This is a genomic window from Maribacter sp. Hel_I_7 (assembly GCF_000688315.1).
GTDB lineage: Bacteria > Bacteroidota > Bacteroidia > Flavobacteriales > Flavobacteriaceae > Maribacter > Maribacter stanieri.
This window is the reverse complement of sequence record NZ_JHZW01000002.1, coordinates 1,113,603-1,133,429: the sequence shown is the minus strand read 5'-3', so window position 1 is coordinate 1,133,429 and position 19,827 is coordinate 1,113,603. Positions and strand designations below refer to the sequence as shown.

Here is a 19,827-nt window from a genome sequence, read left to right as displayed (position 1 = left end):
ATGCTTAAAGCATGGCACTTAATAATAAGGTACCAACAATCCATAGCACAAGAGAAATAACTCCTCCTATAACCAGAAAGTGTTTAAACTTATAAATTCCCATACTGTAGATAAGTGCGTTAGTTTGGTAGCCTAATGGTGTAAAAAAACTAAAGTTTGCAGCGAACATTACACAGAGTATAAAAGGTTTTGGGTCTAAGCTTAGACCGCTGGCTAATGAAATACCTATAGGAGCCATAATAATGGCAGTGGCATTATTAGAAACTACACTGCTTAAAACCATGGTGGTTAAAAACAATAAACCAATAATAAATATTGGTTGTTGCCCAGCCATTAGCGCTAACAATTCCTCTGTAATCCACGTATCTGCTTTTGCATTACTCATGGCAATACCTAACGGTATCATTCCTGCCAATAAGAATATAATTTGCCAGTTTATCTTTTCATAAATACGATTCAATTCTACACATTTAAAAAGTAGCATAGCTAGCGTTCCAGTAATTACACTAGTCATTACTTCAAACACACCAGTTGCTGCCATGGTTATGGTAGCAATAATAATTAAGATGGATAAGTTTCTTTTAAATGGGGTAGCAGGTGTACGGCCTTCATATTGGTTCAATACAGCTAAATTATTACTGTTTTCAAAATTTGAAACATATTCAGGTTTGGTTTGAATCAATAGTCGGTCACCAACATGAAGTTTAGTAAATTCATGGTTACTTTGGTGTAATCGATTTTTAAGAATTCTTAGTTTTTTTCTTTTATTGACCGCTAATGGAATTGCCCTAGGGATCAACATAGTTTTTAGTTCAGATAGGTTTCTACCAAGAAACTTAGACCCAGGTAATAACAATAATTCTAATAGTAAGTTTTCGTCTTTTGTCTCGTTAGTGTCTTCATCTTTTTTATTGGAATCGCTTACCTTTTTTATTTGTGTGTTTTTGGTGGATTTGAAATGGTCTTTTTCTTCTAAATCAATTTCAAAATAACCTTCGCCACGCATTTTTTGAAGATTTTCTAAACTGCAATGCAAAAGAATAATATCGTTCGGCTTAATGAGTAAATCATGATTTAATAAGTTTTGGTCGTACCCATTACGTGTTAAACGCAAAACGGTGATATCCACTTCTTTGAACATGAAGCTTTCACCAATGGGTTTTTCTGCCAAAGGGGAATCGGGTTCTATGGTCAAAGTTAATAGGTATCGATCTAGGTCATAATTATCAGACAGTTCGCCGTTGTCTTTTGGTAAAAAGCGATAAAAGAGTGCAATGATACCCATTGAAATGCCTAAGAAAGTAATCCCAAATAAAGAGAATTCAAAAAAACCGAGTTTCTCGCCCGTGTATCTGGCAGCAATATTACTGACTAATAGGTTAGTTGAGGTACCCATTAAGGTACAGCTACCACCAAGAATACTAGCGAAGGAAATAGGTAGTAAAAGCTTACCTGGAGGCAATTGATACTTCTCTCGTAATTCTGCAACAATTTTTATAAATACAATGACTACAGCCGTTGAACTTACAAAGGCAGAAATACTACCGGCAATTAGCATAATGGCAACCATTGCTAATACTACGGGCCAGTTTTTTAAAATTTTTAATCCTTTGGCGAGATAGGATATTGCTCCGTTCTCTTCTAGACCTATTGCTAAAATCATTAAGCATAATATGGTAATGACCGCTTTGTTAGAGAATCCACTAACGGCTTCCTCCGGTGAAACCAACCCTGTAAGTAATAAAGCGGCAATAATGCAGAAGGATATTTTATCCATCGGGAAAATCTCAAAAGCAAATAAGATAATTACCGCTGCGATTATTATGAATACACCTATGATTTCTATGGACATAGCTAGTGAGCGTTGAAAATACTATCAAAGGTATTTTAACGTCCCAGATAGAATAACTCTATCGAATAAATTTTAGCTTTTAAAAGAGTAAATAGGAGGTAAAAAAAAACGTCTTTGCATGGTACGAGGCAATCTGATAGATAATAACAATTATTCAACAGATTGCCGCGTTCGCAAAGACGTTACAATTAAGTTTGTTTAGCGCTTATCTAAACATCATCATAATCTACCTTAATAGTAGGTGTAGTAGCGTGTGCTTGGCAGGTAAGAATAAATCCGTCTGCTATTTCCTTATCGGTTAGAATTTGGTTCATCATCATTTCTGCTTTTCCTTCAGTTACTTTGGCAATACAGCTACTACATACTCCGCCTTGGCATGAATATGGTGCATCAATATTTTCTTTTAAAACAGCATCAAGAATCACTGTTTTCTTGTCCATCGTAAACTGAAATTCTTCATCGTCAACAAGTACCGTTACAGAAGTTTGGCCATCTGCCTGAACAGGTAATTCTTCTTTTATTTCTGTTGGAGTAAAAAGTTCAAAATGAATTTTATCTTTTTCAACTTCATTCTCAACTAAAGTATCTTGAACCAATCGAATCATCTCTTCTGGTCCGCATAAATAGTAGCCATCAAAATCAACATCCTTATGCTTGTTCAATAGGGCATAATTGACGGTGGAAGTATCTATTCTACCGAATAAAGCCTTGTCTTCACGTGTTTGACTGTTGGTGAAATATACAAAAAACCGATTGGCATATTCTAGTTCTAGTTTTACCAAATCGGTGTAAAACATTGTCTCTTCGTATGATTTGTTTCCGTAAACCAAAACAAATTTGTTCTTTGGGTTACTATCTAAGACAGATTTTGCAATACTCATTATAGGGGTAATACCACTACCTGCTGCAAAAGCAGCTATGTTCTGAACATTTTTAGATGTTTTAAAAACGAAACGACCTTCTGGCTCCATAACTTCTAGCGTATCACCAACTTTTAATTGTGAATTTGCGTAGTTAGAGAATCCGCCATTATCCACTTTTTTAATGCCAATGGTGATTCCGTCTTTTTCAGGAGAAGAACTAATAGAATATGCTCTTCTAAGTTCTTTACCTTTAATTTCTTTTTTTATGGTGATGTACTGACCTGCCGTAAAAGTGAAAGTCTGTGCCAATTCTTTTGGAATTGAAAATGTAACGGCAACTGAAGTTGGCGTTAATTTTTTAATATGTTTTACCGTTAATGGGTGAAAATGCGACATATGTTGGTTTCTTTAAATCGAATTACAAAATTAAGCATTGCTTTTACGATATAGAATGACATTTGTCAAAAAATCTGAATCTCTAAGTTTTTCAATGATAATTTCATCTAAATATTCCTTAATTTTTCTCTTTCGAAAAAAAAGTTCTAAAAAATGTCCCTAATTTGATTTTGGTAACGTCATGGGGTAAACAATGAGAACTTAGAGTGGGTTCTATGTAAAATTAAAACAGTTAAATTATGAAAGATTTTATGATGATTTTCATCGGTGCAGATTACCAAGAATTAGGTTTATCACCAGAACAACTACAAACACGAATGGGTAAGTGGTTCGCTTGGAACGAAAAAATGCAAAAGCAAGGAATTGTTAAGGGAGGTGAAGCTTTAGTACCTAGTGTAAAAAGAGTTTCTGGACCTAAACGTACCGTAACTGATGCTCCTTTAATAGAAGGTAAAGAATTGATCGGTGGTTACTATATTGTACAGGCTGAAAATGCCGATGCAGTGGTTAAAATTGCCGAAGATTATCCAGATTATGATTTAGACGGAACTGTTGAAATCAGGGAAGTAATGGTTTTTGAACAATAATATATTATGGAACATAAAGTAGTAGACCATCTTTTTAGACATCATTACGGGAAGATGGTCGCTATTTTAACCCGTTTTTTCGGGTTGTCATATATAGAAACCATTGAAGATGCGGTACAGGATACCTTTATAAAAGCAGCTTCGCAATGGCGGACTAAAATACCCGATAATCCAGAGGGGTGGTTGAACCGCGTAGCCAAAAACAGAACCATTGATATTCTTCGAAGTATACAGGCAGAAAAGAATAGAAACCTTAGCATTACAACTGGAGCATCATCTTTACAAATTGAGGAACTGTTTTTAGATCATGAGGTTGCAGACAGTCAGTTGCGAATGATTTTTGTTGCCTGTCACCCAAGTTTACACCCCAGCGAACAAATAGCCTTTGCACTTAAAACCATTTCCGGTTTTAGCATTAAAGAAATAGCCGCTGCCTTATTGACCAAAGAGGAAACAATAGTCAAACGATTAACCCGTGCTAAGAAATCCATTAAAGAGAATAACATTCAATTTAAATACCCAGCTCCCGAAGCTATTCCTGAAAGAATGGTACGAGTTATGGAAGTAATCTATTTGACATTTAATGAAGGCTTCCATTCTACAAACAAAGAAAAATTAATAAAAGAAGATTTGTGTGGCGAAGCTATTCGCCTTTGTCAATTACTTTTAAAAAAGGAACAATTTAGAAGTGGCAGTTTGTACGCACTTTTTGCATTGCTTTGTTTTCATATGTCACGACTAGAAAGCAAAGTTTCCTCTGACAATCAAATAGTTAATTTGAAACATCAAGACCGTACCAAATGGTATTTTCCATTGATAAAGATGGGAAACAGCGCCATGCTTAAAGCTATGGATTATGATGACACGTCAGTTTATCATTATGAAGCTGCCATAGCCTCGGAACATTTAAATGCCAAAACATTTAAAGATACCAATTGGAAAAACATCTCTTATTGGTACGAACAATTATATACGTTTGAACCTAATATGTTTACGTTGTTAAATCATGCAACAGTATGTCTTCAGTTAACTGATTTTGAAAAAACACATCAATTATTAAAAATAATTGATGTTGCAGAACTTGGTCAAAGAGCCTATTTATATTACGGTTGTTATGCGGAATATTATATGAAAATAGGTGAGAAAGATTTGTCGATTTCTTTTTTGGATAAAGCATTGGCTGAAACTACGAACTCGCTCGAGAGAGATTTTTTGATGAAGAAGAGGGATGATATAACTTGTTGATAATGAGTAATAAATAATATAAGTGAGGTCTTGTTTAAAGATATATTCAATAAGTCTTGTAACAAACTCAAGATTTTTCTTACTTATATTCTGAATACTAAAACCAACCGAATGTTTAAACGTTTTTCTTCATTACAATGGAAATCCTTTTTTAGGTCTTCTAACCTTGGTAAAAGTCTGGGGATAAAAATAGTAATGGGCTTTTTTGGCGTATATATGCTTTTATCACTTGCTGCTACAGGTGCAGGAATGTACTTTATCTTAAAAGAAGTATTTCCAGATCAGAGCCCTATGTGGAGCATTAGTCAATATTTCATTTACTGGATTTTAATTGAATTATTTTTACGATACTTCATGCAGAAATTACCGGTGATGGATATAAAACCATTCTTGACTACACCGGTCAAGAAAAGCACCATCGCACATTATATATTGGGTAGATCGGCGGCATCTATCTATAACTTATTGACACTATTCTTTGTCGTACCCTTTGCAATTGTTTTATTGTTTAATGGTTACCCTGCAGTAAATGTTTTATTATGGATAGTGGGTATCATGGGTATTATACTAAGTATTAATTATATCAACCTGCTTATAAATAAGAATGATAAAGTTCTTATTGGGATAGGAAGTATTCTTGCCTTGGGTTACGGGTTGGATTATTTTGGAATGTTCTCTGTTAAAGAGTTTTTTGCACCTGTTTTTCATGCGCTCTATGCATATCCAATTACGGTATTGATTCCGATTGCTTTAGCAGGAATAATATATTATGTCAATTTTAAATACCTACGAGATAAGATTTATCTAGATGCTAAGCTTCAATCGAAATCAGTAGAGGCAAATACTTCAGATATGTCTTGGACAAAGCGTTTTGGAGAAATGGGGTCTTTCTTGCAGCTTGATTTAAAAATGATTTGGAGAAATAAACGAACCAAGTCTCAAGTATTTATTTCCTTACTTTTTGTTTTTTATGGCTTGGTGTTCTATACCGTGGAAGCCTATAGTAGTATGATGCCAATGAAAGCATTTGTTGGTGTATTTATGACAGGAATTTTCTTAAGTAATTTTGGTCAATTTATACCAGCTTGGGATAGTAGCTATTATAGTATGATGATGTCGCAAAACATACCAATGCGAAAGTATTTAGAATCTAAAGTTATTTTGATAACTGTAAGTGTTGTGGGTATGTTTTTATTGACGATACCTTATGTTTACTTTGGTTGGGAGGCTTTAGCTATTAATTTTGGTTGCGCACTGTATAACTTAGGTGTAAATATACCGGTCATTTTATATTTTGGTTCATTCAACAAAAAAAGAATCGAATTGGATCAGAGTCCGTTTGGTAACATGCAGGGCGCAAGTGCTACTCAGTTTTTGGTAATGCTTCCGGTAATGGTGGTTCCAATAATTATCTTTTCCATCTTTTATTACATCTTTAATATAGAAGTTGCAGTCGGAGTATTATCGGTTCTAGGCATCATTGGTTTTGCCATGAAGAACTATTTACTAGGTTTAATCACGGATCAGTACAAGAAAAAGAAATACGGAATGATTGCTGGTTTTAAAGAAAAGGCGAGTTAAGCTTTTTCAGTTTATAACATCACAATTCATCTCTAATAAATTAGAATAACAAGATTATGATTACAATAGAAAATTTATCAAAAATATACGGTTCACAAAAAGTCCTTAATATCGAATCTTTAAACATTCCAACAGGGCAAAGCTTCGGTTTAGTAGGTAACAACGGTGCAGGTAAGACAACATTGTTTAGTTTGCTGCTTGATCTAATACAACCTACTACTGGTCATATCATTAATAATGATGTTCAAGTAAACACCAGCGAAGATTGGAAACCGTTTACTTCATCCTTTATAGATGAAACGTTTTTAATTGGATACCTGACTCCCGAAGAGTATTTCTACTTTATAGGTGATCTTCGTGGTCAAAATAAAGCAGATGTAGATGCATTATTGGCACAGTATCAAGATTTTTTCCATGGCGAAATTTTAGGTCAAAAGAAGTACTTGAGAGATTTATCTAAAGGAAATCAAAAGAAAGCTGGTATTGTAGCTTCATTTATAGGGAACCCTAAAGTGGTTATTTTAGATGAGCCTTTTGCAAATTTGGATCCAACCACTCAAATTCGTTTAAAGCAAATTATTAAAGAATTGGCCGAACAAAAAGACGTAACCGTTTTAGTTTCTAGTCACGATCTAATTCACGTGACAGAAGTATGCGAACGTATTGTGGTGTTGAACAAAGGTGAGGTGGTTAAAGACATAGAAACATCTGCTGAAACATTAAAAGAACTAGAGGTATTCTTTGGTGCGGAAAGTGCACAGGTAGTTATGAAATAAATAGAGGATTATATGGCCTTTAGAGTGCAGTCTAGAACTCCTTGTAGTTGAAAAATCAATTAGATTTCGATTTTCCTAAATCAGACAAACTGCATTATACACAAAACTTACAAAACCGACTTGATGGTCGGTTTTTTATTTCTATCATTTTACCAGATGTATTTTAAATTCCGATAAAGATGTTATTCGCTAGATAAAGTGCAAGAAATTGAATTGCGCTTCACAATTTTGGCTCAGAACAAACTACTTGGTCGGTAAAATTTAATGGTATAAGTTTAGAAGTGATGCAAATGCTTAAAAATAAATATGCGGTTTACCGATGAACGGCATAATATTCTGGTTGTTTTTAAGTTAAACATACATACGTAGATCATCTATTTTGAATCTTAGAAACAAACTTATTTTATCCGGTGTTTTGGCGAGTATGCTTTTTAATGCATGTTCGACCAAGAAAGATGCTTTTATTAATCGTAATTGGCATGCGCTAAACACTAAGTACAACACATTATATAACGGTAATATTGCTTTTGAAGAAGGGCGCAATACCTTAAATGACACCTATCAAGATGACTATTTTGAAGTCTTGCCTATAGAGCGTTTAAAGGTTAGCGGCGAAATTAAACTAGATTCAGAAGACAACAATCCTAATTTTCTTATTGCGGAAGAGAAAGCTACAAAAGCTATTCAACGCCATAGTATGGATATTAAAGATGAGGAGCGTAACCCGCAAATAGATGAAGCTTTTCTATTATTAGGTAAAGCCCGTTATTTTGATGAACGCTACATTCCTGCATTAGAATCATTTAATTACATCTTAAACAAATACTCTCAAAGCGATAAGCTTAACGAAGCTAGTATTTGGAGAGAAAAGGTGAATATTAGATTAGAGAACGATGATCTTGCCATTAAGAATTTAAAACGCTTGATGAAGTATGAGCGTTTAAAGGATCAAGAGTATGCAGATGCAAGAGCAATGATGGCGCAAGCATTCATAAATCTTAATGCACCAGATACAGCTGTTCAAAACCTAAAAATTGCATCGCATTACACAAGTAAAAATCCAGAAAAAGGAAGATACTATTATATAATAGGACAGTTGTACAATCAGCTAGGTTATAAGGATAGTGCTAATTATGCTTTTGACAAGGTGATAGATTTAAATAGAAAATCGCCTAGGGTTTACATGATCAATGCGAAAATTGAAAAACTAAAGAATACTGAAATTACCGCTGAAAATAAAGAAGAGGTTTTGGAGTATTTGACTAAAATGGAATTGAACAGGGAGAACAGACCCTTTTTAGATAACATATATAGACAATTGGCTGAGTTTCATTTAGCGCAGGAGTCTGATAGTTTGGCATTGGTGTATTTCAACAAATCTTTGCGTGCATCTCAAAACAAGCCAAAACTAAATGCGCTTAATTATGAGAATTTAGCAGAGTATAACTTTTACGAAAGTGTTTATAAACCTGCAGGTGCATATTACGATAGTGTACTTACTAACTTAAATGAGAATACGAAGAAGTTTCGTGCTATTAAAAAGAAGAGAGACAATTTAGAGGATGTTATTAAGTACGAAGACATCGTACAATACGCAGATAGTGTAATTACAGTATATCAAATGCCAAAAGATGAGCAATTGGCATATTTTGGAAAGCATATAGAGGAGTTGCAAAAAGCTAAAGAAGCTGCTCAGAAAAAAGAAAAAGAAAGAATTACAGATGGCTTTGCCGCATTTTCAAATAGTAAAGGTGGAAAGGAAAATAAAGGAAAATTCTATTTCTATAATATTACCAGTTTAGGTTACGGTCAAAACGATTTTAAAAACCGCTGGGGTAATAGAGAATTAACCGATGATTGGCGTTGGTCTGACAAATCGGTTGTAAATACTGATAATTTAGCGTTACAAAACGCTGTGGGAGCAAATGATAGTTTAAGTGTGGTTAGTGATGATGAGAAATTCTCATTAGAATATTATATGGATCGTTTACCAACCGATGTTGCCGTAATTGACAGTTTAAAAACAGAACGTAATTTTGCTAACTATCAACTTGGGTTAATATATAAGGAGAAGTTTAATGAAAATCTTTTAGCGGCCGGTAAATTAGAGAATGTTTTGGCATCGAATTCAGAAGAACGATTGATTCTACCTTCTAAATACAATTTATATAAAATCTACGAAGAAGTAGATAGTCCGTTAAAAGAAGCTATGAAGGCCGATATTATTGCCAACCATGGAGATTCTAGATATGCAGAGATTCTATTGAATCCGCAGGCGGTATTGGCAAATAGTTCTGATAGTCCAGAAAAGCGATACGAGAGTTTATTTAAACAATATAAGGACCAACAGTATTTACAGGTCATTACAGGGGCAGAGGAAAACATCAATAGGTTTACAGGAGATCCTATTGTTCCTAAATTTGAAATGCTGAAAGCAAACGCAATTGGTAGACTACAAGGTTTTGAGTTATTTAAGGAAGCACTTAATTATGTGGCTTTGACCTACCCTAACAATCCGGAAGGTAAAAAGGCAGAACAGATGATTGCTGAACAGCTTCCAAAATTAGAACCAAAGGAGTTTTCACCAGAGACAGATTCTAAGGGAACATCAAATTGGAAAGTAGTTTTCCCTTTTAAAAGAAGTAATACAGAGAAGGCATTAAAGCTGATGGAAATGTTAGATAAATCTATTGAAGATCTTAAATACAAAAATGTAGTTTCTAGGGATATTTATAACCTCGAAGATCAATTTGTAGTGGTTCATGGCTTTAAGTCAAAAGAATTTGCACTTGGCTATGCAGAGCTACTAAAAAACAATAAGGATTACCGCGTTGCTGATGAGAATTTTGTAGTTTTATCGGAGAACTATAAGATTATTCAAGTGCACAAAAATATAATCGATTATAGAAATACGCTTTTAACCCCAAAACCGTGAACAATGTTTTCAGACAGACAAAAACCTAAGACTATGAGTGAAGTAGGAGGGCAACCTAATAGAATTGAAAAGAATACAAAGATTAAAGGAGATATAATTTCTGAAGCAGATTTTCGTATCGATGGTAAGCTAGATGGTAATGTAAAAACTTCTGGTAAAGTAGTAATCGGTAAAGACGGTTATATACATGGTAAAGTAGAATGTGTAAATGCCGATATAGAAGGTAGCTTTAATGGAGAACTTTTAGTGTCTGATTTATTATCTTTAAAAGCATCTGCAGTAATAGAAGGTGTAGTTTCCGTAAGTAAATTAGCTGTGGAGCCAGGCGCAACTTTCAATGCATCTTGTAATATGGGTGGTAAAAAAGGAGCTGCTAACAATGAAGGTCATAAATCATCTAATAGTAATGGATCCACAAAAGCCTCGTAATGATAATTCTGAGCTTTTAAGAAATGCCGCAAGCTTATCTGGTGTAGCTATACAAATGGGCGTCACTATTTTCTTGGGCAATCTTTTAGGGGAATGGTTAGATCAAAAATTTGAAAAAACGTTTTTAGAGGATACATTTACATTGCTTGCTGTATTTTTGTCTATCTATTTGGTCATAAAAAAAGTTATGGCATTAAATAAATAAGCGTTGTTAAAAAATATCATATTATATATAGTCGTGTTCACTGTTGTGGGCGCGACTTCTTATTTTCTGCAAAATTTCGTTTTATCTACTCCACCATCCTATTTTGGTCCGTTGTTGATAAAAGCCTATAGTTTTCATTACCTGTTTTCATTAACCTTGGTTATAGTGTTCTTAATTGCATCAAAAAACAAATCTTTTTTTGAACAGTTGGGTTTTATTTATATGGGCGTGCTCGTTTTTAAGTTAACACTCGTTGCAGCTATATTCTATCCGTACCTTTTGGGTGAATTGGTTATGCCTCAATTATATAGGGGTTTGCTAATGCTCCCAGCAATTATTTTTTTGTTTCTAGAAGTGTTTTTTATTTCTAAAATTATGGGGAATAAAAGACTCTAAATTTTAAAGCTTTAAAATTGGGTAGTTTATGCAATAATTAACTACTTTTGCGCAAAATTTCTAGGGGCTTAATTTTTGACAAATAACTAATGATGCAAGTTTCAAATACGTTTAAAACCTTATTACAACTTCTAATACTTTGTTTTTCAATGCAAAGTTTTGCGTTCTCCGATACGGAGCAAGAAGGCGCAGTAAGTACTAAGGAACAGGTAGATGAGTATATTTTACATCACCTTAAAGATTCTCATGACTTTCATTTATTCTCTTATTCTAATGATGCAGGAGAAAGAAAGCACGTTGGTTTTCCTTTACCGGTAATTTTATGGTCTAGTAACGGTTTGGCGACTTTTATGTCATCAGAATTCCATCATGACGATAATGGTCAGGTTATAGTTGAGAGAAACGGCTCAAAGTTTGTAAAACTTCACAGTAAAATTTACGAATTAGATAATGGCGCATCTTCGGTTAGTTTTGACGAAGAGCACCATGCAACCAATGCTCATAAAGTTTTAGATTTTTCTATTACTAAAAGTGTAGTTGGGGTTTTATTGGTAGGTCTATTAATGTTATTGGCATTTTCTTCATTGGCTAAGCAATATGCAAAGAAAAGTATCCCTACTGGGTTCGGTAGAGTATTGGAGCCTTTAGTACTTTATGTTAGAGATGAAATAGCTAGGCCTAATATTGGTGAAAAGCATTACAGAAAATTTACGGGGTACCTATTAACCGTGTTCTTTTTTATATGGATACTAAACTTAATGGGTCTTACTCCTTTTGGCTTTAATGTTACTGGTCAGATTGCGGTAACTGCATGTTTGGCAATATTCACCTTAGTTATCTATACAGTTAGTGGAAATAAAGATTATTGGATGCACATTTTGTGGATGCCAGGTGTACCGGTTTTTGTAAAACCTATTTTGGCTATTATAGAACTAGCAGGTGCTTTTATCATTAAACCTTTTTCATTATTAGTTCGTTTGTTCGCAAACATATCTGCTGGGCATATTGTTGTAATGAGTTTAATTGCAATCATGTTTACACTTAAGAAAAGTTTAGGTGTGGTAGGTGCTACAGGTTTATCTTTGGTATTGTCATTTTTCATCACTCTTATTGAGGTGTTGGTAGCCTTTTTACAGGCATATATATTTACGGCACTTTCAGCTCTATTTATAGGTATGGCGGTTGCAGAACATGATCACGATCATGAGCATGATTCTCATGGTCATGAAGTGGCGGATGTTGAGGATGTTAGAGGAGATTTTATTTAACAAGAGTTTTTTTAATTTAATTATATAAATCAATTGGTATGGTAACTTACAATTTAATTGGAGCAGGATTAATCGTAATCGGAGCAGGTTTAGGTCTTGGTCAAATCGGTGGTAAAGCAATGGAAGGTATTGCTCGTCAACCAGAAGCGGCAGGAAAAATTCAAACTGCAATGATTATTGTAGCTGCACTTTTAGAAGGTTTAGCATTCGGTGCTTTGTTCTTAGGAAAATAAGAACTCGAAAACCCAAAGACATCTTCCTGTAACGGTTGGTTACAGGAAATGTTTTTTAATTATTGATTTAGATTTTAAAGATTTAAGATATGGAAGTTTTATTGAACGATTTTTCACCTGGTTTGTTTGTAGTACAGACAATATTATTATTAGGTTTAATATTCTTAATGGTAAAATTTGCTTGGAAACCTATTTTGAATTCGTTGAACGAAAGAGAGAGTGGTATACAAGAAGCATTAGCTGCAGCTGAAAAAGCAAAGGCAGATATGCAGAACTTACAGGCTGATAATGAAAAAATGCTTCAAGAAGCTCGTTCTGAGCGTGAAGCTATGTTGAAAGAAGCACGTGAGATCAAAGAGAAAATGATTTCAGATTCTAAAGAGCAGGCTAAGATAGAAGGAGATAAGATGTTGAAGCAAGCGCAAGCTGCTATTGAAAGCGAGAAGAAAGCTGCTGTTGCAGATATTAAGAGTCAAGTTGCAGAATTGTCTGTAGCTATCGCAGAGAAAGTTATAAAAGAGGAGTTATCTAGCAACGAAAAGCAATTGAAGTTGGTTGATACAATGTTGAGCGACATAAAACTTAACTAAAAAAAATAATGAGCGAATCTAGAGCTGCATTACGTTACGCAAAGGCGATATTGGACATGGCCAAGGAGAATAAAGCCTTGGTTGCTGTTGAGAAAGATATGCGTTCAATCGTCGCTACTATTTCAGATAGTAAAGAATTAAAAGATGTATTGGCAAGTCCGGTTGTATCTGGTGCTTCCAAAAAGAATGCATTACTTGAAATTTTCAAAGGATGCGATTCAATTACTGAAGGTACTATTAGCATGTTGGTTGATAACAAGCGTGTAGGTATGCTAAATGAAGTTGCTTTAAAATACATTATTCTTAATGAGCAATTAAAAGGAAAAGGTGTAGCTTATGTTACTACTGCTGTTCCTTTAGATGCTGCTACAGAGAAAAAAGTACTTAAACATATTGCTACCATAACTTCTGATCAGGTAACTATTGAGAATAAAATCGACGAAAGTATTATTGGCGGTTTTATCTTAAGAGTTGGAGATTTACAGTACGATGCTAGTGTAAGCAATAAGCTTAACAATTTAAAAAGAGAATTTTCTAATAGTCTATAATAACTATATAAGGCAAAAGACGATTTGTCAATAGCCTAATATCTTATACTAATTAAAAATGGCAGGAGTAAAAGCCGCTGAAGTATCAGCAATTTTAAAGAAACAATTATCAGGATTTGATGCTACCGCTACTTTAGATGAAGTAGGTACTGTATTAACTGTAGGTGATGGTATTGCAAGAATCTACGGATTAGCCAATGCTCAATACGGAGAATTAGTTGAGTTCGAAGGTGGACTTGAAGGTATCGTTCTTAACCTGGAAGAAGATAACGTAGGTGTGGTTCTTTTAGGACCTTCTAAATCTGTTGGTGAAGGTGATACTGTAAAACGTACGCAACGAATCGCTTCTGTAAAAGTTGGTGAAGGAATTGTTGGTCGTGTGGTTGATACTCTAGGTAACCCAATCGATGGTAAAGGACCTATAACTGGTGATACTTATGAAATGCCATTAGAGCGTAAAGCTCCAGGTGTTATCTACAGAGAGCCTGTAACTGAGCCAATGCAATCAGGTATCAAAGCAATTGATGCGATGATCCCGGTTGGTAGAGGGCAGAGAGAGCTTGTTATTGGTGACCGTCAAACTGGTAAGACTACGGTTTGTATCGATACCATTTTGAACCAAAAAGAATTTTATGATGCTGGTGAGCCTGTTTACTGTATCTATGTTGCCATAGGTCAAAAAGCATCTACTGTTGCCGGTATTGCTCAAGTATTAGAAGATAAAGGTGCAATGGCATATACTACCATTGTAGCTGCTAACGCATCTGATCCAGCACCAATGCAAGTATATGCACCATTTACTGGAGCATCTATTGGTGAGTATTTCCGTGATACAGGTCGTCCTGCTTTAATTATATATGATGATTTATCAAAACAAGCGGTAGCTTACCGTGAGGTATCTCTTTTGTTAAGAAGACCACCGGGACGTGAGGCGTATCCAGGTGATGTTTTCTACCTTCACTCTAGATTATTAGAGCGTGCAGCAAAAGTTATCAATGATGATGACATCGCAAAAGAAATGAATGATTTGCCAGAGGTATTAAAGCCAATGGTAAAAGGTGGTGGTTCTTTAACGGCTTTGCCAATTATTGAAACACAAGCAGGTGATGTTTCTGCTTATATCCCAACTAACGTAATTTCTATTACTGACGGACAGATATTCTTAGAGCAAGATTTATTCAACCAAGGTGTTAGACCGGCAATTAACGTAGGTATTTCTGTATCTCGTGTTGGTGGTAACGCTCAGATTAAATCAATGAAAAAAGTTGCAGGTACATTGAAACTAGATCAAGCACAGTTCCGTGAATTGGAAGCTTTTGCTAAGTTTGGTTCAGATTTAGATGCTGCTACTTTAAACGTAATTGAAAAAGGACGTAGAAACGTTGAAATTTTGAAGCAAGCACAAAATGATCCTTTTACTGTTGAAGATCAGGTTGCAATTATCTATGCTGGTTCTAAGAACTTGTTAAGAGATGTACCTGTTGAGAAAGTAAAAGAATTTGAACGTGATTATTTAGAGTTTTTGAACGCTAAGCATAGAGGTGTTCTTGATACATTAAAGGCAGGTAAACTTACTGATGAAGTAACGGATACATTGACCTCTGTTTGTAAAGAGCTTTCTGCAAAATATAAGAAATAAATAAGTACTGAGTTAGAGGTACAAACTTTTACTTAGTTGGTATTGGTTTGTACTTTTTGCTAAACACTGAATATAATGGCAAATTTAAAGGAAATACGAAATAGGATTTCATCGGTTTCTTCAACGATGCAGATAACCAGTGCCATGAAAATGGTATCTGCTGCTAAACTGAAGAAAGCCCAAGATGCTATTACGGCAATGCGTCCATACTCAGATAAGCTAACTGAATTACTACAAAACTTAAGTTCTAGTTTAGAAGGTGATACAGGTAGTGTTTATGCCGATAATCGTGTTGTAAATAAAGTTTTAGTGGTTTCTATCACTTCTAATAGAGGTCTTTGTGGCGCTTTTAACACTAATATTTTAAAGCAGTCAGTTAACCTTGCAGAAAATGTTTATGCTGGTAAAGAAGTTGACTTTGTAGCTGTTGGAAAAAAGGCAAACGACTATTTAGGAAAACGTTATAATGTCATTGCAAACCATAGTGGCGTATATGACGATTTAACTTTTGATAAGGTAGCTGATATTGCTGAAGATTTAATGGAACTTTTTACTGCAGGCACATATGACCGTATTGAAATTATATATAATAAATTCAAGAATGCGGCTACTCAAATAGTGATGACAGAGCAGTTTTTACCAATTGTTCCATTACAGGAAGTTGAGGTAACTGCAAGTGCAGATTATACATTTGAGCCTACAAAGATTGAAATCATTGAAGAATTGATTCCTAAGTCTTTAAAGACACAATTGTATAAAGGTATTAGAGATTCATTTGCAAGTGAACATGGTGCTCGTATGACAGCTATGCATAAAGCAACAGATAATGCTACCGAAATGCGTGATCAGTTGAAATTAACATATAACAAAGCAAGGCAAGCAGCTATTACCAATGAAATTTTGGAAATTGTTGGTGGAGCAGAAGCTTTGAATAATTAATTGCAGTTGCTAACATAGGCAAGCAATTATATATTTATCATGATATTTAACACCCCACTGTACAGTGGGGTTTTTCATTTTATACATTTTAGAGTCCTTTTTTTATCCGACTTTTGTCTTGACCATGAAATCTAACAAAACAGCCTTACTTTTTATTTTTATTACTATTCTAGTAGATGTTATTGGTATTGGTATCATCTTACCAATTATACCTGACTTGATCATGGACTTGACAGGAGAAGGAAATCACATGGCTATTATATATGGCATGTGGCTTACGACCGCCTTTGCTGGTATGCAATTTTTGTTTTCTCCGGTACTAGGGGAAATATCCGATAGATTTGGTAGACGACCAATTTTACTTTTGGCACTTTTAGGTCTTAGTATAGACTACTTAATTCATGCTTGGGCGCCAACGATAACATGGTTATTCTTAGGTCGGTTTTTAGCAGGAATTACAGGAGCTAGTTTTACGGTTGCATCTGCCTACATCGCAGATGTAAGTACAAAAGAAAATAAGGCAAAAAACTTTGGGTTAATTGGTGCAGCATTCGGAATTGGATTTATAATCGGTCCCGGTATTGGCGGATTTTTCGGAGAGATTAATATTCGATTACCGTTTTACATTGCTGCAGGCTTAACATTTGCCAATTTCCTATTTGGTTATTTCTTTGTACCTGAGTCGTTGACAGTGGAGAATAGGCGACAAATTAACTTCACCAAGATGATTCCTGGGGTTTCTTTGTTTGCATTGCGAAATTATAAAGGCATCCTTTTGTTGATATCTGCATTCTTTTTAGCAAATCTGGCAGGTCAGGCATTACCATCAACTTGGTCTTATTATGGCATTGAACGATATGATTGGAATCCTAGACAAATTGGGTTGTCACTGATGGTAGTAGGCTTATTGGTCGCAATAGTTCAAGGTTTTTTAGTAGGTAAGTTGGTTACAAAATTTGGGAAGCGTAAAGTCATTATTTTCGGATTTCTTTTGTGGACGGTTGGTATGTTTCTATTCTCTTTCGCAAAAGAACCTTGGATGCTGTATGCTTTCCTAATTCCATATGCACTAGGTGGTATTGCCGGTCCAACAATACAAGGTGTAATATCAAATCAAGTCTCTGAAAAAGAACAAGGAATTTTACAAGGTTCTATAACAGGTCTTGTGAGTATTACCGCAATTTTAGGGCAATTCATATTCGCTCCCGTATTTTATTATTTTATACGACCAGAGGCATCTATTTATTTTCCTGGTGCTCCATATGCCCTAGCGGCTATATTTCTTTTAGCGGCGTTTGTATTAGCTTTTACGGCTATAAAACGTATGGATGTAGAGCCAGAATAATTTTTTTTGATTTTTCATGTAACATTTTTTAATAATTGAATCTAAAGGGCAAACAAACAAAAACTCTTACGATGAAAATTATTAAAAAATTACTATTCGCGTTTCTAATTCTTTGCACTCTTTCAATCACTGCTCAAGACAATCCTTTTAAGGTTGATGTTGTTGGAGCCGGCGAACCAATTCTTTTGTTTCCGGGATTTGCATGTACAGGTGATGTTTGGAATGATACTGTAAGCGAACTATCTAAAAATTATGAATGTCACGTTTTTACTTTTGCAGGTTTTGGAAATGTTCCGGCTGTTGAAAAACCATGGCTTCCAAAAATAAAAGAAGGTGTTCTTTCTTACATTTCAGAAAATAAACTGGAAAACCCAATTTTAATTGGTCACAGTCTAGGTGGTGCGTTAGCTTTATGGATGGCCACTGAAAGTAGTTCTTACAAAAAGTTGATTGTTGCAGATGCCTTACCGTCAACTGGTGCCTTAATGATGCCTGATTTTAAAAGTGAATATATGGTGTATGATTCTCCTTATAACAAACAGTTATTAGAGATGAACGATGCCGATTTCGAAAATATGGCAATTCAGATGGCAGGTAGTATGACTTCCAATAAATCAAAACAATTACAAATTAAAGACTGGATGCTTCAGGCAGATAGAGAAACTTATGTGTATGGTTATACCGATTTATTAAAGCTAGATTTACGTGAAGATCTTTCTAAAATAAATACACCAGTTACTATATTGGCTGCCACGGAGCCTTATGGACTTGAAATGGCTAAATCTACTTATGATACACAATATAAAGCTTTAAATGATTATACTGTTGAATTTGCTAATGGTTCATCGCATTTTATCATGTATGATCAACCAAAATGGTTCATAGAAAACCTTAAAAATGTTTTAAGCAACTAATGGCTTCTAAAGAGAATACATACAAGAATATTTATAAGGAAAACTATGCTAAGGTTATGCGTCTATGTATGGGTTATACGGTAGGTGATGAAGCTCTTGCTAAAGATTTAGCTCAAGAAACCTTTATAAAGGTTTGGCAAAATCTAGATGGTTTTAGAAATGAGAGTGGAATTGGAACGTGGATTTACAGGATATGTGTAAATACCTGTCTAGCTGAAATTCGAAAACAGCGTAAAAAAGATAGAAATTTATCACTTGATACCATTCAGGTAAGCGATTCTGATGAGAATCCTAACGAAAAAGAAGATATGCTGGTTCAATTATATAGCTGTATCGATAAATTAAGTAGTATCAATAAAGCTATTATTTTATTGGAGTTAGAAGGTTTACCCCAACTAGAAATTTCTAAAATTATGGGGATAAAACATGAAGCTATTCGAACTAGAGTGCATAGAATAAAACAACAACTTACAAAATGTGTCAACAATGAATAATTTTGAAGAATTACAAAATAAATGGCAGAACCAATCTGGAATGTCTGCTACCGACAATGGATTCGAAGCCTTATTAAAAAGTGTAAAATCTATCGAGAACAAGCAAAAAACAGGAAACATTGTTTTAACGATAACAATCCTTATTCTCTTGTCTTTTTTAATCTACGTTTCTGGATATAATAGCAACACATTTTTACTAGGAATCGGCTTAATGGTTGGGAGTTTAGTGGTTAGAATTGCTATTGAATTGTATAGTTTAAAGAAATTAAGGGGTATAAATTTCAGTAAAGATTCTAATACTTTCAAAAGTGATTTAACCAATTATTATAGTTTCAGAAAATATACCCATTATCTAATTACGCCTTTAGCCTTGGTGACTTACGCTATCGGATTTGTAATTCTATTGCCGCAATTTAAAGCGACTTTATCTCAAGGGTTTTATCTATATATACTATTCTCAGCAATAGTGTTTCTTTTAATTTTCTGTGTATTTATATACAAACAGATTAAAAACGAACTCAGTAAATTGAAACAATTACAAGTACAGGATTAATTGTTATATGTGATAGCAATGTTAAATGACTTATTAAAC

The 19,827-nt window shown here is 34.5% G+C and carries 20 protein-coding genes; 18 read left to right on the top strand and 2 right to left on the bottom strand.

All coding sequences use genetic code 11. From position 1 onward, the window contains the following. Positions 1–4: 4 nt before the first annotated feature. Together P178_RS0106455 and P178_RS0106450 are read right to left on the bottom strand one after the other, a co-directional pair. Positions 5–1,852, bottom strand: a complete 1,848-nt coding sequence (locus P178_RS0106455; protein WP_027065448.1) for an SLC13 family permease — start codon at positions 1,850–1,852, stop codon at positions 5–7. Positions 1,853–2,061: 209 nt separating this feature from the next. Continuing rightward, positions 2,062–3,111 (bottom strand): ferredoxin--NADP reductase, encoded by a 1,050-nt coding sequence (locus tag P178_RS0106450; RefSeq protein ID WP_027065447.1) that lies wholly within the window; start codon positions 3,109–3,111, stop codon positions 2,062–2,064. Between the two features lie 239 nt (positions 3,112–3,350). On the opposite strand from P178_RS0106450, the gene P178_RS0106445 reads away from it, so the two are divergent. From P178_RS0106445 to P178_RS0106360, 18 genes are all read left to right on the top strand, one after another. Then, positions 3,351–3,698 (top strand): YciI family protein, encoded by a 348-nt coding sequence (locus P178_RS0106445; protein WP_027065446.1) that lies wholly within the window; start codon positions 3,351–3,353, stop codon positions 3,696–3,698. A 6-nt stretch (positions 3,699–3,704) separates the two neighbouring features. After that, positions 3,705–4,943, top strand: a complete 1,239-nt coding sequence (locus P178_RS0106440; protein WP_027065445.1) for an RNA polymerase sigma factor — start codon at positions 3,705–3,707, stop codon at positions 4,941–4,943. Positions 4,944–5,054: 111 nt separating this feature from the next. Next, entirely contained in the window at positions 5,055–6,524 is a 1,470-nt protein-coding gene (locus tag P178_RS0106435) for a DUF5687 family protein (RefSeq protein WP_027065444.1), read from the top strand. A gap of 56 nt (positions 6,525–6,580) precedes the next feature. Next, positions 6,581–7,300 (top strand): ABC transporter ATP-binding protein, encoded by a 720-nt coding sequence (locus P178_RS0106430; RefSeq protein WP_027065443.1) that lies wholly within the window; start codon positions 6,581–6,583, stop codon positions 7,298–7,300. Between the two features lie 424 nt (positions 7,301–7,724). Then, complete coding sequence (locus tag P178_RS0106425; RefSeq protein ID WP_410477205.1) at positions 7,725–10,235, top strand: tetratricopeptide repeat protein; 2,511 nt, start codon at positions 7,725–7,727, stop codon at positions 10,233–10,235. A gap of 3 nt (positions 10,236–10,238) precedes the next feature. Next, on the top strand, positions 10,239–10,664 hold the full coding sequence (locus P178_RS0106420) for a polymer-forming cytoskeletal protein (protein ID WP_027065441.1): 426 nt from the start codon (positions 10,239–10,241) through the stop codon (positions 10,662–10,664). After that, a complete protein-coding gene (locus P178_RS0106415; protein WP_027065440.1) occupies positions 10,642–10,869 on the top strand; it encodes an AtpZ/AtpI family protein in 228 nt (75 codons plus the stop codon). Before P178_RS0106420 ends, P178_RS0106415 begins: the two co-directional genes overlap by 23 nt. Before the next feature lie 3 nt (positions 10,870–10,872). After that, positions 10,873–11,265 carry a DUF6168 family protein gene (locus tag P178_RS23690; protein WP_394365293.1) on the top strand — a complete coding sequence of 131 codons (393 nt, stop codon included), beginning with the start codon at positions 10,873–10,875 and terminating at the stop codon, positions 11,263–11,265. Between the two features lie 89 nt (positions 11,266–11,354). Next, positions 11,355–12,533 (top strand): F0F1 ATP synthase subunit A, encoded by a 1,179-nt coding sequence (gene atpB / locus P178_RS0106405; protein ID WP_410477199.1) that lies wholly within the window; start codon positions 11,355–11,357, stop codon positions 12,531–12,533. A 38-nt stretch (positions 12,534–12,571) separates the two neighbouring features. Continuing rightward, the gene (gene atpE / locus P178_RS0106400) at positions 12,572–12,766 is read left to right on the top strand and encodes an ATP synthase F0 subunit C (protein WP_027065438.1); all 195 of its coding nucleotides are present in this window, start codon (positions 12,572–12,574) and stop codon (positions 12,764–12,766) included. Positions 12,767–12,855: 89 nt separating this feature from the next. Then, a complete protein-coding gene (locus tag P178_RS0106395; RefSeq protein WP_027065437.1) occupies positions 12,856–13,356 on the top strand; it encodes a F0F1 ATP synthase subunit B in 501 nt (166 codons plus the stop codon). Positions 13,357–13,364: 8 nt separating this feature from the next. Then, entirely contained in the window at positions 13,365–13,904 is a 540-nt protein-coding gene (gene atpH / locus P178_RS0106390; RefSeq protein WP_027065436.1) for an ATP synthase F1 subunit delta, read from the top strand. Positions 13,905–13,962: 58 nt separating this feature from the next. Then, positions 13,963–15,543 carry a F0F1 ATP synthase subunit alpha gene (atpA, locus tag P178_RS0106385; protein ID WP_027065435.1) on the top strand — a complete coding sequence of 527 codons (1,581 nt, stop codon included), beginning with the start codon at positions 13,963–13,965 and terminating at the stop codon, positions 15,541–15,543. Positions 15,544–15,618: 75 nt separating this feature from the next. Then, positions 15,619–16,482 carry an ATP synthase F1 subunit gamma gene (atpG, locus tag P178_RS0106380; RefSeq protein ID WP_027065434.1) on the top strand — a complete coding sequence of 288 codons (864 nt, stop codon included), beginning with the start codon at positions 15,619–15,621 and terminating at the stop codon, positions 16,480–16,482. A 124-nt stretch (positions 16,483–16,606) separates the two neighbouring features. Further along, the gene (locus tag P178_RS0106375) at positions 16,607–17,827 is read left to right on the top strand and encodes a TCR/Tet family MFS transporter (RefSeq protein ID WP_027065433.1); all 1,221 of its coding nucleotides are present in this window, start codon (positions 16,607–16,609) and stop codon (positions 17,825–17,827) included. Between the two features lie 71 nt (positions 17,828–17,898). After that, complete coding sequence (locus P178_RS0106370) at positions 17,899–18,741, top strand: alpha/beta fold hydrolase (protein ID WP_036145820.1); 843 nt, start codon at positions 17,899–17,901, stop codon at positions 18,739–18,741. After that, positions 18,741–19,235, top strand: a complete 495-nt coding sequence (locus P178_RS0106365; RefSeq protein ID WP_027065431.1) for an RNA polymerase sigma factor — start codon at positions 18,741–18,743, stop codon at positions 19,233–19,235. The genes P178_RS0106370 and P178_RS0106365 overlap by 1 nt, the downstream gene beginning before the upstream one ends. After that, positions 19,228–19,788 (top strand): hypothetical protein, encoded by a 561-nt coding sequence (locus P178_RS0106360; RefSeq protein ID WP_027065430.1) that lies wholly within the window; start codon positions 19,228–19,230, stop codon positions 19,786–19,788. The genes P178_RS0106365 and P178_RS0106360 overlap by 8 nt, the downstream gene beginning before the upstream one ends. Positions 19,789–19,827: the final 39 nt, after the last annotated feature.

Bases quoted from the DNA above. Each gene is read 5' to 3' on its own strand.
- P178_RS0106455 (WP_027065448.1), bottom strand. From the start codon at position 1,852: ATGTCCATAGAAATCATAGGTGTATTCATAATAATCGCAGCGGTAATT.
- P178_RS0106450 (WP_027065447.1), bottom strand. From the start codon at position 3,111: ATGTCGCATTTTCACCCATTAACGGTAAAACATATTAAAAAATTAACG.
- P178_RS0106445 (WP_027065446.1), top strand. From the start codon at position 3,351: ATGAAAGATTTTATGATGATTTTCATCGGTGCAGATTACCAAGAATTA.
- P178_RS0106440 (WP_027065445.1), top strand. From the start codon at position 3,705: ATGGAACATAAAGTAGTAGACCATCTTTTTAGACATCATTACGGGAAG.
- P178_RS0106435 (WP_027065444.1), top strand. From the start codon at position 5,055: ATGTTTAAACGTTTTTCTTCATTACAATGGAAATCCTTTTTTAGGTCT.
- P178_RS0106430 (WP_027065443.1), top strand. From the start codon at position 6,581: ATGATTACAATAGAAAATTTATCAAAAATATACGGTTCACAAAAAGTC.
- P178_RS0106425 (WP_410477205.1), top strand. From the start codon at position 7,725: ATGCTTTTTAATGCATGTTCGACCAAGAAAGATGCTTTTATTAATCGT.
- P178_RS0106420 (WP_027065441.1), top strand. From the start codon at position 10,239: ATGTTTTCAGACAGACAAAAACCTAAGACTATGAGTGAAGTAGGAGGG.
- P178_RS0106415 (WP_027065440.1), top strand. From the start codon at position 10,642: ATGGATCCACAAAAGCCTCGTAATGATAATTCTGAGCTTTTAAGAAAT.
- atpB (WP_410477199.1), top strand. From the start codon at position 11,355: ATGATGCAAGTTTCAAATACGTTTAAAACCTTATTACAACTTCTAATA.
- atpE (WP_027065438.1), top strand. From the start codon at position 12,572: ATGGTAACTTACAATTTAATTGGAGCAGGATTAATCGTAATCGGAGCA.
- P178_RS0106395 (WP_027065437.1), top strand. From the start codon at position 12,856: ATGGAAGTTTTATTGAACGATTTTTCACCTGGTTTGTTTGTAGTACAG.
- atpH (WP_027065436.1), top strand. From the start codon at position 13,365: ATGAGCGAATCTAGAGCTGCATTACGTTACGCAAAGGCGATATTGGAC.
- atpA (WP_027065435.1), top strand. From the start codon at position 13,963: ATGGCAGGAGTAAAAGCCGCTGAAGTATCAGCAATTTTAAAGAAACAA.
- atpG (WP_027065434.1), top strand. From the start codon at position 15,619: ATGGCAAATTTAAAGGAAATACGAAATAGGATTTCATCGGTTTCTTCA.
- P178_RS0106375 (WP_027065433.1), top strand. From the start codon at position 16,607: ATGAAATCTAACAAAACAGCCTTACTTTTTATTTTTATTACTATTCTA.
- P178_RS0106370 (WP_036145820.1), top strand. From the start codon at position 17,899: ATGAAAATTATTAAAAAATTACTATTCGCGTTTCTAATTCTTTGCACT.
- P178_RS0106365 (WP_027065431.1), top strand. From the start codon at position 18,741: ATGGCTTCTAAAGAGAATACATACAAGAATATTTATAAGGAAAACTAT.
- P178_RS0106360 (WP_027065430.1), top strand. From the start codon at position 19,228: ATGAATAATTTTGAAGAATTACAAAATAAATGGCAGAACCAATCTGGA.